At 41.8% G+C, this 13,581-nt stretch carries 9 protein-coding genes; 1 reads left to right on the top strand and 8 read right to left on the bottom strand.

What is annotated here, in order from left to right:
* Positions 1-45: 45 nt before the first annotated feature.
* On the top strand, positions 46-1,401 hold the full coding sequence (locus PVK79_RS15940; RefSeq protein ID WP_182735217.1) for a hypothetical protein: 1,356 nt from the start codon (positions 46-48) through the stop codon (positions 1,399-1,401).
* Positions 1,402-1,497: 96 nt separating this feature from the next.
* Here PVK79_RS15940 and PVK79_RS15935 read toward each other — a convergent pair whose 3' ends face one another.
* The 8 genes from PVK79_RS15935 to PVK79_RS15900 form a co-directional block, all read right to left on the bottom strand.
* Positions 1,498-1,749, bottom strand: coding sequence for a DUF3862 domain-containing protein (locus PVK79_RS15935; protein ID WP_149982381.1), 252 nt, complete (start codon positions 1,747-1,749; stop codon positions 1,498-1,500).
* An 18-nt stretch (positions 1,750-1,767) separates the two neighbouring features.
* Positions 1,768-2,604 carry a peptidoglycan binding protein CsiV gene (locus tag PVK79_RS15930; protein ID WP_257326158.1) on the bottom strand — a complete coding sequence of 279 codons (837 nt, stop codon included), beginning with the start codon at positions 2,602-2,604 and terminating at the stop codon, positions 1,768-1,770.
* Entirely contained in the window at positions 2,604-6,077 is a 3,474-nt protein-coding gene (gene mfd / locus PVK79_RS15925; protein WP_257326157.1) for a transcription-repair coupling factor, read from the bottom strand. Before mfd ends, PVK79_RS15930 begins: the two co-directional genes overlap by 1 nt.
* 44 nt (positions 6,078-6,121) lie before the next feature.
* A complete protein-coding gene (locus PVK79_RS15920) occupies positions 6,122-7,015 on the bottom strand; it encodes a carbon-nitrogen hydrolase (protein ID WP_145233544.1) in 894 nt (297 codons plus the stop codon).
* A complete protein-coding gene (locus PVK79_RS15915) occupies positions 7,012-8,067 on the bottom strand; it encodes an agmatine deiminase family protein (RefSeq protein WP_182760027.1) in 1,056 nt (351 codons plus the stop codon). The genes PVK79_RS15920 and PVK79_RS15915 overlap by 4 nt, the downstream gene beginning before the upstream one ends.
* Before the next feature lie 87 nt (positions 8,068-8,154).
* Positions 8,155-8,787: a PilZ domain-containing protein gene (locus tag PVK79_RS15910; RefSeq protein ID WP_145234077.1), complete on the bottom strand. Its 633-nt coding sequence runs from the start codon at positions 8,785-8,787 to the stop codon at positions 8,155-8,157.
* A 123-nt stretch (positions 8,788-8,910) separates the two neighbouring features.
* Positions 8,911-12,084, bottom strand: coding sequence for an efflux RND transporter permease subunit (locus PVK79_RS15905; protein WP_257326156.1), 3,174 nt, complete (start codon positions 12,082-12,084; stop codon positions 8,911-8,913).
* Positions 12,085-12,098: 14 nt separating this feature from the next.
* A complete protein-coding gene (locus PVK79_RS15900; RefSeq protein WP_257326155.1) occupies positions 12,099-13,295 on the bottom strand; it encodes an efflux RND transporter periplasmic adaptor subunit in 1,197 nt (398 codons plus the stop codon).
* Positions 13,296-13,581: the final 286 nt, after the last annotated feature.

Raw genomic sequence — 13,581 nt, 5'->3', positions numbered from 1 at the left:
GTGGCAGTAAACTAGATGCATCTTTTTACTTATTAGGAGAGCTGATTGCTAAAACAGGATGAAAACTTATCCTTTATAATTGAACCTGAATTGAGCCCGCGCTCTGAACAGCGCATTGATATGTACTTTTCTATTCCGAATGAAATGGGCATCAATCCGCAAACGTTAACAGAAGAATCGTATTTTAATAACCACTTCAAATCGTATTTAGCGTATAACGCCAATAATATCCATTTACCTTTAGTGCGCAGTCGCTTTGTTAGTAAAAATAAAGGTGAACAACAAGACTATCGGCAAAACCTCAATTTGTATTGTTATCAAGTCCGCCTAGCGATTGATACTGATATCAAAGATACATTAAAGATTGAAGAAGTTGATGAGTTTTATCAGCGCGCTATTGAATTATGTGAACAAAGTCAAAGCTTACTTAAAAAGCTAAGGCGTTACACACCTGATGATGAAAAACTGATCTCGTTTTATACCAATGCAGATAACTATCTGAGTTGGCATATTGAGCAGTCGTTTTTAAAATTACTTGACGAAGGGCCACGTAGCAGTGATTACGCGAAAGAGCGTAATGATCTGATGAATTTTTGTAAAGCCGAGCAAGATTATCGACATGAGCTGCAATATAACTCGGAATCAACCCTTCAGGATGCAAACCGGATCACCAATAAGATGCGTCTTTTACAGCGTTTGATTGAGCATGGTGTGGTGTTAAATCGTAATACTCGTTACCTTAATAGTTATTTAAAACGATTGGTTAAAGGAACCGTTACAGCGATTATAATGGCGCTTGTTATGGTTGTGGTTCTGAATGCGCGGATCTCATTTACCGAAGTGACTGCAACATTAGTGATCATTTTGGGCGCTATTTACGGGATGCGAGAAATTTTTAAAGAAGACATAACACGAGTTATTTGGCGAGCTATTGTGAAAGGGCGCCCAAAATGGCGATTTCAATTTCGAAATAGTGTTACCAAAGATAAAATAGCTACACAATACATCTGGCTTGAATATACACGCTTTAAACATATTCCAGAGGATGTACGAAAAATATTTTCAAAACGACGTCAACAAAATAAACAAGCAGCGCAATGGCTGCACTTTGCCAGTGAAATACGGGTTAATGCAAAAGAGTTCTTACCTGGTTATGATAGCTTGCAACAGACCTTGCAGTTTAGTTTAGCGGCGTTTGCGCGGAACTTAAAAAAAGGCGAAGGTAAACTGTATCATCTTGATAATAATAAAATATCTAAACAAAGTGTGGAGCGGCGCTATCAACTAAATGTAGTGCTTTCATATCAAAATGACGAAGAGATAAAGTACCAGCGTTATAAAATCACTTTAAATAGAAGTAAAATTGTTAGTATTGAGCTTATTTATAGCGAAATGGAATAAATGTTGGCAAGTGCTTTGGCTGTATCATTATCAGTTATTTGTGCTAATAACGTGAAGTCAGTAGGTAGTAAGTTTGTTACTACCTACTGCAATGGTTTATTTTTCTAAACCAGTTTTACTATACAAAGATACTTTGTTTGACACTAAGGTGATTTCAATGTTTTTACTGTCATCGCCCCATGTACAATTTGTGTGCAGAGTTTTTTCAACACAATTATCAGCACTGCCTAAAATAGCTTCTACTGCAGTTTTATCCATGCCAATTTCGATTTTTTCGTAATTCTCTAAGCTTACTTTTGAGCAAGCTGCTAGGCTTAATGCTGCAGCAATAATTAAAAGCTTTTTCATTCGATCATCTTCCTTTATTTAGTGTTTGAATTTTCTAATTTGTACAATCATGCCCATTTTAGGATGGTCAAAATAATGAATGTCGCCACTTATAACGCGTTTGAATTGTGAGAACCGAGCGTGTTGGATTTCACCGTTGGCTTGTCTTTCATTCACATCAAAACTGGCATTAATAAATAAATAATGGCGCAAGTAAATATTAAAGCTACCATCTAGCTCCCATTGATCAGTAGCTTGTTCAACTACTGGGGCTATGCTCTGGTTGGTGTTGACTAAACTAATAAAGTCATTATTTGTATACTGTGGCGTTTGCGCAATCACAGGTGCGCGTAATAATTTACCGCCAAACAGTTTAATACTTTCAGAGCGAGATTGGCTCGCACCTTCAAAACGCCATCCTGTATGAAGTATAGGCTTGAGTCCTTTTCGCGCCAGCTCTTGCTGTTGTGAAATAAATTGTAGCTGTTCGGGAGCAAGTAAGTAGGTTTGCTCCATATCATCTTTAACAGGCGCTATTGGGCTAAGTGGAAGTGCTGAGTAACTGTGTAGGTAGTCAATACTGTCATCACATAAATTAGAGCGACTGGCACCAATCACAGAATCGGTTAATGACTGTGAATTAAAGCGAGTGTCGCCGTTGATACACTCCTGTTTAGCTTGTGCAGTATAAAGTGGTGTCAGTAAATCAACGCTACGCTTAGCCTTAATTGGATCTTTGTCTAAGCTAAAATCTTCTTGCAAATAAGGGGCAGGGCGCTGTTTGAATATCAGTACTTCTACTTCAAACCAACGTTCTGCAAATGCTGTGCTACTAAATACACAACACAGTAGGATAAGAGATTTTTTAAGCAACATTAATGGCTAACCTTTTTTTCGAAATCTGCAATCATTGCAGTGACCATTTTTAAGCGTTCACGGGCATTCGCCTCATTGATCGCAAAGCGCAACTTATTTGCACCATCCATTTTATACACCTTAGGTGCACTTTGTATCAAACCTATAATGAAGCTAGGGTTAACCTTAGTATGTTGACTAAACTCAAAATAGCCACCTTTTGGATTTGCTTCAATTTTTTTGATGCCTAATTCGCTGGCTTTGAGTTTTAGTTGTTGCAAACTAAATAGGTTTTTAGTTGCATCAGGCAGCAGACCGAAGCGATCAATCAGCTCAACTTGTAATTCGTCCATATCATCTAGGTTAGCGCAGCTGGCAACCCGTTTGTAAATACCTAGTCGCGCATTTACATCGTGAATATAATCTTCAGGGAGTAAAGCGGCTAATTTTAAGTCCACTTCACTTTGTTGTTGTAGCAAGTTATCAAGGGTAGGCTCTTTGCCTTCACGAAGAGATTTCACAGCTTGCTCAAGCATTTCCATATATAAGCTAAAGCCGATGGTTTGCATTTGTCCTGATTGATCATCACCAAGCAACTCACCAGCACCACGGATCTCTAAATCGTGGGTTGCGAGTGCAAAACCGGCACCTAAATCTTCCAGTGACTCGATGGCTTCAAGGCGTTTTACAGCATCTTTCGACAGCCCTTTAGGATTACCCGTTAATAAGTAAGCATAAGCTTGATGATGGCTGCGACCAACTCGACCCCGTAACTGATGTAACTGCGCTAAGCCTAGTTTATCGGCTCTATCCATAATAATTGTATTGGCTGTGGGGATATCAATTCCCGTTTCAATGATGGTAGTACATACAAGTACGTTGTATTTCTGGTGGTAAAATTCGCTCATCAGTTGTTCTAAATCACGTTCGCGCATTTGGCCATGGGCAGAAGCGACGCTTGCCTCAGGTACCCACTCACTAATTTCTTCTGCCACGCGGTCAATAGTTTCAACGTTATTATGTAAAAAGTATACTTGGCCACCGCGCTTTATTTCCCGCAATACCGCCTCTCTGATCAAATCTGCATCGCGTTGACGAACAAATGTTTTAACCGCTAAGCGTTTTGCAGGAGGGGTCGCGATGATTGAAAGATCACGCATACCACTCATGGCCATATTTAATGTACGTGGGATTGGTGTTGCAGTGAGTGTTAAAATGTCAACATCGGCACGCAGCGATTTTATCTTCTCTTTTTGACGTACCCCAAACCGGTGTTCTTCATCGACAATTAGCAGGCCAAGATCTTTAAAGATAATATCGGCTTGGATCAATTTATGAGTACCAATGACGATGTCCAAGGTACCTTTAGCCATTTTTTCTAGGGTGTCTTTTTGTTCTTTAGGTGAATTAAAGCGAGACAGCACACCGACTTCAATGGGTAAGTCGGCAAATCGATCTTTAAAGTTTTCAAAGTGTTGTTGTGCAAGCAAGGTAGTTGGTACTAAAACCGCTACTTGTTTATTATCGTTTACAGCAACAAAGGCGGCGCGCATCGCAACTTCAGTTTTGCCAAAACCTACATCACCACAGACTAACCTATCCATTGCTTGTTTACTTTGCATATCACCTAGCACAGCTTCGATAGCGTTACGCTGATCGTCAGTTTCTTCAAATGGAAACCCATCACTAAAGACGCGATAAGCAGCACCATCAAGGGCAAATGCATTACCAGCTTTAGCTTGGCGCTGAGCATAAATATCAAGTAATTCAGCTGCAACATCGCGTACTTTTTCAGCTGCGCGTTTTTTTGCTTTTTCCCACGCATCTGAACCGAGCTTATGCAGAGGTGCGCTGGCTTCTTCGCCACCTGAGTAACGGCTAAGCATATGCAGGGCTGACACTGGCACATACAACTTTGCTTCATTGGCATAGATAATGGTTACAAACTCGGTGATCAGTCCCGCCGCATCAATCGTTTGCAGACCTTGGTAGCGGCCTACACCGTGGTCCAAGTGCACAATCGGTTGGCCAACTTTAAGTTCAGCTAAGTTACGGATGAGCGCATCTTGGCTAGCTTCGTATTTATGTTTACGACGGCGACGCTGCGATACTTTAATGCCAAGTAATTCTTGTTCAGTAACTATGGATAATGCGGGCTTTGTACCAAGTACTACACTTTGTTCTAGTGGGCTGACAATTAAGCCAACATCGCTACTGCTATTTACAAATTCATCGAATGATGAAAACTCTTTAAACTTTAAGCCGCTGGGTTTAAGTATAGCCAGCAGAGATTCACGGCGACCATCGGATTCTACTGACAGTAAGATACGGCCTTTTTGTTTCTTTTGCGCTGCTACATAATTTATAAATGCTTGATAGGGTTCATGTAGTTTATGATCAATGCGTATTGCGGGTAACTCGCTGGTGACTAGATTTTTATTGCCTGCTTTTGTCGCGAGTTTTGCTTGCGATAACCGAATGCGAGCAAAGTTGCCTAAATTTTCAAACAGTTCATTAATGGGTTGATAAAGTGCAACTGGCTCAAGTAACGGGCGCAGTGGATCGACTCGACGGTTTTCATAACGCACATTAATATCATGCCAAAAATGCTCCGCAGCATCTTCTAAATCTCCCAGTTGCATCACTGTTGCAGTATCTGGCAGGTAATCAAAGATAGTGGCTAATTGCTCAAAAAACAGCGGCATATAATATTCGATACCAGCAGGCCAATTGCCTTTGGTCACTTGCATATACACGGAATCTTGCGATGAGCTGGCACCAAATTTTTCACGGTAGTTTATTCTAAATCGTTCAATATCGGCTTCGTTGGTAGGGAACTCATGAGCAGGTAGTAATTCAATTTTATCGACTTTTTCATCCGAGCGTTGGCTTTCAACATCAAATAAACGAATGGTATCAAGTTCGTCATCAAGAAAATCGAGTCTAAATGGATGCGGACTGCCCATTGGATATAAATCAACAATCGAGCCACGAATGGCGTATTCACCATGCTCCATGACTTGTTGCACATGCAAATAGCCTGCTTGCTCTAAGTTACTGCGAAGTTTGTGGGTATCGAGAATATCACCGACTTTAAAATTAATGGTTGAACCATAAATAAACGAAGCAGGGGCGGTACGTAGCATCAAGGTAGACACAGGCACAATTAATACACTTTGTTGTTCTTTTTTTAAAGTATTTAAGGTGGCTAAGCGCGATGAAATTATATCTTGATGGGGTGAGAAATGATCGTAAGGCAACGTTTCCCAATCAGGGAATATCATTACTGGATGCTCGGGTAGCAAGCACTCCAACTCTGTTTCAAGGCGCAGTGCACTGGGTGTATCAGGGGTAACAATAAGCACTAAGCCATCTTGTTGTTTAACCCCTTGTGCAATGGCAATACTTAAACCACTGCCAGTGAGTTGCCCCCATTGAATTTTATCTTTTTGAGATTTTACCCAAGGCAAGGCTGCCCATTGCGCAAACGCCATTTACTACTCCTTTAATGCGCCTCTACTGAGGCGCTAATTTATTCTTAATCGCGATATATTTTGGTTAAATCGTGGTAATGATCTATACGACGGTCGCGTAGGTACGGCCAAATGCGTCTTACATTTTCAGAACGCTTTTGATCAAGTTCAACAAGTAACAGTTGCTCATCAGTGTTGTTGGCTTCTGCTAGCAGTTCACCTTGAGGACCCGCTATAAAAGAGTTACCCCAAAATTGAATACCTTCACTTTGACCACTTGGATCACTTTCATGACCGACACGATTACAACTAATCACGGGTACGCCATTGGCAACCGCATGTGCGCGTTGCGATATTACCCACGCATCTTTTTGACGTGTTTTCTCGCCTTCGTCATCACGTGGATCCCAGCCAATTGCGGTTGGGTAAATTAATAGTTCAGCACCGGCCATTGCCATTAAACGCGCAGCCTCTGGAAACCATTGATCCCAACACACTAAGACACCAAGTTTGCCGACAGAAGTTTGAATTGGTTCAAAACCTAAATCACCCGGAGTGAAATAAAACTTTTCGTAAAAGCCTGGATCGTCAGGGATATGCATTTTACGGTATTTACCCGCAATTGTGCCGTCTTTTTCAAGCACTACCGCAGTATTGTGATAAAGCCCTGTGGCACGTTTTTCAAATAAAGAGGCAACAATAACAATGCTTAATTCTTTTGCAAGCTCAGCTAAAGTGTCGCTACTTGGGCCAGGAATAGTCTCTGCCAAATCAAATACATCAACATCTTCGGTTTGACAAAAGTACAGACTGCGATGTAATTCTTGTAACACCACCAGTTGTGCGCCTTGGCTTGCGGCATCGCGAATACCGGCAATTGATTTTGCCATGTTTTGTGCGGCATTATCACTGTTACTTTGCTGCACTAAGGCAACGGTTAAATTTGCAGGGCTGCTCATAATGATGCTCCAGCTAAAAATCCACGGGGTAATTGCATAGTAATGCAGTGTAAACTACCAAATTGATGAATAATTGGTAAGCAGTTTACGCCTATTATTTGATGCTCAGGGTAGGCCGTTTGAATTTGTGCTAAGGCTAATTCGTCATTGGCATCAGCATAAATAGGCACAAGTATAGCACCATTAATGATTAAATAATTTGCGTAGGTGGCAGGTAACCTGTCGCCATCATCATTAAATACGGCTTTTGGCCATGGTAAATCAATTAAGGTATAAGGTTTACCTGTTGTTGTTTTAAAACCTTGTAACTGCTTTTCCATGGCATCAAGAGCGCTGAAGTGTTGGTCATTTTTATCATCACACTTTACATACACTAAGGTATCATTGGGCGCAAAACGCACTAAAGTGTCGATATGACTGTCGGTATCGTCACCAGCTAAATAGCCATGATCAACCCATAAAAAGTCGGTGGCGCCAAGTTGTTCACGCAAGCACTGTTCAATGTCTTGTTGGGTTAGATCTGGATTACGATTTGGATTAAGCAAACATTCACTGGTGGTCAATAGTACACCGTGTTGATCAATCTCTACACCGCCACCTTCAAGAACCAAATCAAGCGCTTGGTATTGATTGCGCGTATCGGCAAGTTGTTTAACTAGTACCGCATTAATTTTATTATCTAATTCACTGGTAAATTTATTACCCCAGCCATTAAAGATAAAATCAACAATTTTTAGTTGGCTATTATCAGCAACTGCGGCGCAGGTTAATGGGCCATGATCACGTGCCCACGTATCGTTACAGGGAGTAACAACAAAATGCACGCGGCTCAAATCAACAGCGTTGTTGCGCAATAATTGGCTAATGTGTGTTTTTAAGGCTTCATCATGAGCGATGATCACTAATTGCTCTGCATTACAAATATGCTGACATAATTGCACGTATACAGGCTCTACAGCGGTTAAATTGTCGCACCAATCAGTGGCTTGGTGTGGCCAAGTGAGCATAACGGCGTCTTGCTCAGCCCATTCGGGTAAAAGTCTAAAGTTCATGAATTTAATAAACAAACAAAGGTGCTATTAGTTTAGCATTTCAACTATAGCCAAGCCACTTCAAAATGAGGGTTGCTAGTAGCTATATTATTCTGGTTTTGTTGGCTCTGTTGTGTCTTGGGTATCAAAGTTGTCGCTTTCATGTTGCAGCAGCTGACGCTTTTTCAGTTGTCTGGTTTGTGCATGTAAACTAGCACGTACCACAAGTTCTTGATCAGTATCGCGGATGGCTTTAAAAAGTAGGGTGTATTGGTAGTATTCATCGTCAATCTTATTAACTGCAACTACCTCGGTGTAACAATAAATAGCAGAGGCTTCATGCTGTAAAAATAATTTAGTGCGAAATGCTTGGCCAATAGAGTAGACTTTTGTATCGGTTAGTTTGACACCGCCACCGCCGTAGCTATCACAATAAATGGCGTTATCTTCGGGCTGCTCTGAGGCCAATATATGGCTCATGATCAAGTCGATTTTACGCGATTGTGCTTGTAAAAATACGGCAAGCTCTTGTGCCAAATCACCAAGGCTACGCAATGGTCTTAACGAGCTTTGCTCTAATTCACTAACCTCATTGGCCAATTTAAATAACGGTGGGATATCTGCTTCTAGTTGCGCTAAGGTAGTAGGCACTTTGCTATCGTCAACAGCAAATAAATTTACTCGATTACTTTCATCAATCTGAAAGTACTGCTCAAACTCGGTTAATTTTTCACTATTCATCATAAGGCTCCTCGACGCAATAGTTTAATAGTAGCGCCGACAGTATAAAATTGCTAGTTATCAAATTACCATAAAAAAGGGCAAACCACTGTTTGCCCTTATATTTTTGTAGCTGAGCTTAAATCATAAATTACCCTCTTGGGTGTCGACATGTTCACGCTTGTGGTGGCTTGCAATTTCATCGGATAAATCTGCTCGCGAGCGTTTTTCAGTAAGTTTGCGCTCAGTTAACCAATAAAAGAACAGTGGTACAAAGAACACGGCAAGGAAGGTTGCTGCCATCATGCCGCCCATAACGCCAGTACCAACGCTATGACGTGCACCTGCACCGGCGCCTGAGCTCAATACTAATGGCACTACACCTAAAATAAAGGCCATCGAAGTCATGATGATGGGTCTAAATCGAAGGCGGGCAGCTTCAAGTGCTGCAGCGCTTGCGCTCCAACCTTGTTGATGTTTCATCAATGCATATTCAACAATCAAAATGGCATTTTTACTGGCTAAACCAAGTAAGGTCACTAAGCCGATTTGGAAGTACACATCGTTAGTCATGCCTACTAACCAGATTGATACCAATGCGCCAAAGGTTCCAAATGGCAATGCTAGCATCACCGAGAGTGGCAATGACCAACGCTCATACAGTGCTGCAAGGATTAAGAAAACCATGATCACCGCAAGGCCTAAAGCAATTCCTGTGGTACCTGAGCTGCGTTTTTCTTGATACGCAGAGCCGGTCCAGTCGTAGGTCATATCCGGTGGTAATACTGCTTTTGCAATACGTTCAACTTCAGCAATTGCTTGGCCAGAGCTGTAACCGGGTGCAGCATTACCGAGCAGTTTTACCGCAGGCAAGTTATTATAACGATTTAGATTTTCTGGTCCGCGGCTATATTCAATATTAGTAAACGCAGACATAGGGACCATAGTACCTTGACTGTTTTTTACATAAATTCGTCCAATGTCATCAGGCTTCATTCTAAATTCAGCTTCTGCTGACATAAGTACTTGCCAAGCTCGGCCAAACTTATTGAAGTCGTTCACATAATATGTACCCAGTGTGCCGGCAAGGGCTGTAAAGGCATCGTCAATTTCAATGCCCATTGCGCGGGCTTGTTCACGATCTACATCAACTTTAAGTTGCGGTGCATTTGGTCGCCACAACGTTTGTAGGCCACTTAAAATAGGGCTTTTTTGTGCTTCAGCCATCATTAAACCCATGGCTTGTTGCAGTTTTTCTGGGCCACCTGCGCCTTTGTTTTGAATATAAAATTCAAATCCGCCAGTGCTCCCTAAACCAAAAATAGCAGGGGGGTTAAACGCTAAAACAAGTGCTTCGTTGATATGCGCAGTTTTCATAAACAGCTCATTAACCAAACTTTTAGTATCAATCTCTCGTTCATCCCAATGTTTTTGGGTGACGAATAAGGTGGCTGCACTGTTTTTATAACCGCCGCCAATAAAATCAAAGCCTGTAAATGCCACCACATTTTCATTGGCAGGATTAGATTGTACGGCGCTAATAACTTCAGCCACTACTTTTTCTGTACGCTCAAGGGATGAGCCATCAGGTAAGAAAATAGCTGAAATATAGTAGCCTTGGTCCTCATCAGGCACTAATGAACCTGGAGTGCTTTTCCAAAGGCCAATGGTAATTGACACCATACCAATCATCAGCAATAAACCTAATGCGCCACGGCGCACCATAAAACCAACAGCACCCACATACTTACTGGTTATTTTAGTAAATACACGGTTGAACCATAAAAAGAAGCTTGCGGTTTGTTTATGCTCTTGTTTTAAAATAAGCACACATAAAGCAGGGGTCATTGTTAGTGCAACTATGCCAGATAAGCTCACAGCAATTGAAATGGTGATCGCAAACTGACGGAATAGTTCGCCAGTTAAGCCACCTAGAAATGCAATTGGCACAAACACTGAGCAAAGTACTAGAACAATAGCAACAACAGGTCCTGATACTTCTTTCATTGCTTTTATTGCGGCTTCATGGGCGCTCACATGCTCTTCGTGCATGATACGCTCTACGTTTTCAAGTACCACTATGGCGTCATCCACTACGATACCAATAGACAGTACCATACCAAATAAAGTCAATGAGTTAATAGAATAACCAAGTATATACATGCCAGCAAACGTACCAAGTAATGACACCGGTACGGCAAGAGTTGGGATCAGTGTGGCGCGCCAATTTTGTAAAAATAAGAACACCACTAAGAAAACCAGCACCATTGCTTCAAGTAGTGTTTTCACTACTTCGCGGATCGAGACTTCAACAAAACGGGTGGTATCGTACGAATTTAAGTGAGCAAGTCCAGTGGGAAATTGCTGAGTTAACTCTGCTAATACGCCATTAACTTCTGCTGCTACATCAAGTGCATTGGCACCAGGTTGTAGGAAAATACCTAATAGTACTGCTTCTTTGCCGTTGATAGTGCCTCTGAAGTTATAATCTTTTGCACCAAGTTCAACACGGGCAATGTCTTTTAAACGTAAGCTACTGCCATCAAGGTTTGAACGAATAATGATTTCTTCAAATTGTTCAGGCTCTGATAAACGCCCTTGAGCGGTAACACTGTAAACCAGCTCTTGCGCTGATTGTGAAGTGGGGGTTGCACCAATCGAACCTGCTGCATATTGAGAGTTTTGGCTGCGAACTGCCCCTGCGACTTCTTCAACAGTAACACCGAGCTGACTCATTACATCAGGCCGCAGCCAAATACGCATGGCGTAATCTTTCGCGCCAAAAATTTGTACGCTCGTTGTACCAGGAACACGTTTAATACGGTCTAAAATATTCAGGGTGACATAGTTTGAAGTCCATAGACTATCACGAGTGCCGTCCGGTGAATAAAACGCATGAACTTGCAAAAAACTCGATGAACCTTTTTGCACCACTACGCCTTGGCGCCGTGTTTCTTCAGGTAAACGAGCTTCAACTTGCTTTACACGGTTATTGACGTTAACTGCTGCTTGGTCAATATCGGTGCCAATTTCAAACGTTATTTCAATGGTTGTCGCACCAGAGCTTGTCGAGGTTGAAGACATATACATCATGCCTTCAACACCGGTAATCGCATTTTCAATCGGCGCGGCTACGGTTTGTTCGAGTACTTCAGCCGACGCACCCGGATAGGCTGCTGTCACTTGCACAACGGGTGGGGCAATTTCAGGGTATTGTGCGATCGGCAAGCTGCGCATGGCAGCCAGGCCCGCCAGCACAATAACAATTGAGATCACAAACGCAAAAATAGGTCTGTCGATAAAATAACGAGAAAACATAAAACTCCCTGCGCCTATTCTGCGCTTACGTTGTTTGTTGCATTGTTAACGGCCACTGGCATGCCCGGGAAGAAAATCTTTGCCATACCATCGATGATCACTTCATCGCCTTGCTGTATGCCTGATTTAATCAACCAAAAGTTTTTATCACCTTGATTATCTGGCTTTTGGATCCACTCACCTACTTCAACGGGAGCTGGGCGCGCAATCGTGCCGCCTTGTTCATTTTTAGCGACTACATAAATAAATTTACCAGTGCCATTATCAAGTACCGCACGTTGCGGTATTACAAATGCATTTTTGCGTACCGCACCACTTAACATCACTCGCACAAATTGACCTGGGCGAAGTTCAAAATCAGTGTTGGGGATAATTGCTTGTAGTTCGCTGGTGCCGGTATTTGGATTAATACGTACATCAGAGAAGTTAACTTTGCCACTTTTATTGGAGAGTGAACCGTCTTGTAATTTTATGCTCGTGTGCCACTGACCTTTTTCTGGCAGCGTTAAAGAGCCATTTGCAACATCTTGACGCATTTGTAATTGTTCACGCTCAGAAATACCAAATCGTAAACGAATAGGATCAAACTGGGTAATTTGCGTTAATAATAGATCGGGACCTGATACAAAAGTACCTACCGACACAAATTCACGGCCCACCACCCCAGCGACAGGTGCTTTTACTTGCGCATATTCTAAATTCAGTTGGGCTTCTTTTAATGCAACTTTCGCGGCCTCTAACGTCGTGTTAGCAATATCTTGGGTGGAGCTGGCGTTATCGTAATCTCGTTGTGAGACTGATTTCTCAGCACGTAGTTTGGCTAATCGTTTCACTTCACGTTCGGCTTGCACTAAAGATGCTTTTGCACCATTAAGAGCTGCTTGCGCGCTTTCAACCGCCAATTGATAGGGGGCTAAATCCACAGTGAAAAGTGACTGACCTTGCTTAACTGTCTGGCCTTCATCAAAGTTACGAGATTCTAGGATCCCCGTTACTCTGGCACGTACTTGAACTTCTTTAGAACCTGATAAGGTTGCCGGTAGTTCAATAGTGAATGGGGCATCTTCATAGGTTGCTATGGTTGTTGCCACAGCTGCTGGATGCATTGCTGCTTGCTCAGTTTTAGGTGCTTCACTACAACCTTGTAGAAACAACGAAGCCGAAGTAAATAAGAATAAAGATAATTTTGATGGTGCGAAAGACAGACGCATGGTTACTCCACAGTTCCAATTGTTAAGTATGAATAATTTATAATGTTTTATAAGCTAAAAGCATGGCTTACGTGGTGCTTAATCCGTATAGCTTAGTTAAATACGAGTGTATACCCTAAATTTTTACAGGTACAGGCTCGTGTTTATTTTTCAGTATTTTTTAAAGCTCAAAGTAGTTTGATACCTTAGAATTTAGATATTCTGTAAAGCTGTTTATAAAGTAATGAAGTCATTACTTTGTATGACAATAGCTTAATTATGAAGTGCTGTAAGTGCTTTGTTAGCG

It is taken from the genome of Pseudoalteromonas rhizosphaerae, assembly GCF_028885455.1.
GTDB classification, from domain to species: Bacteria; Pseudomonadota; Gammaproteobacteria; order Enterobacterales; family Alteromonadaceae; genus Pseudoalteromonas; species Pseudoalteromonas rhizosphaerae.
Note: the sequence above shows the minus strand (reverse complement) of the source record. Positions and strands in the feature narration are given on the sequence as shown.

Excerpts from the sequence above, each read along its gene's own strand:
- PVK79_RS15930 (WP_257326158.1), bottom strand. The coding sequence starts at position 2,604 with ATGTTGCTTAAAAAATCTCTTATCCTACTGTGTTGTGTATTTAGTAGC.
- PVK79_RS15920 (WP_145233544.1), bottom strand. The coding sequence starts at position 7,015 with ATGAGCAGCCCTGCAAATTTAACCGTTGCCTTAGTGCAGCAAAGTAAC.
- mfd (WP_257326157.1), bottom strand. The coding sequence starts at position 6,077 with ATGGCGTTTGCGCAATGGGCAGCCTTGCCTTGGGTAAAATCTCAAAAA.
- PVK79_RS15935 (WP_149982381.1), bottom strand. The coding sequence starts at position 1,749 with ATGAAAAAGCTTTTAATTATTGCTGCAGCATTAAGCCTAGCAGCTTGC.
- PVK79_RS15900 (WP_257326155.1), bottom strand. The coding sequence starts at position 13,295 with ATGCGTCTGTCTTTCGCACCATCAAAATTATCTTTATTCTTATTTACT.
- PVK79_RS15915 (WP_182760027.1), bottom strand. The coding sequence starts at position 8,067 with ATGAACTTTAGACTTTTACCCGAATGGGCTGAGCAAGACGCCGTTATG.
- PVK79_RS15910 (WP_145234077.1), bottom strand. The coding sequence starts at position 8,787 with ATGAATAGTGAAAAATTAACCGAGTTTGAGCAGTACTTTCAGATTGAT.
- PVK79_RS15905 (WP_257326156.1), bottom strand. The coding sequence starts at position 12,084 with ATGTTTTCTCGTTATTTTATCGACAGACCTATTTTTGCGTTTGTGATC.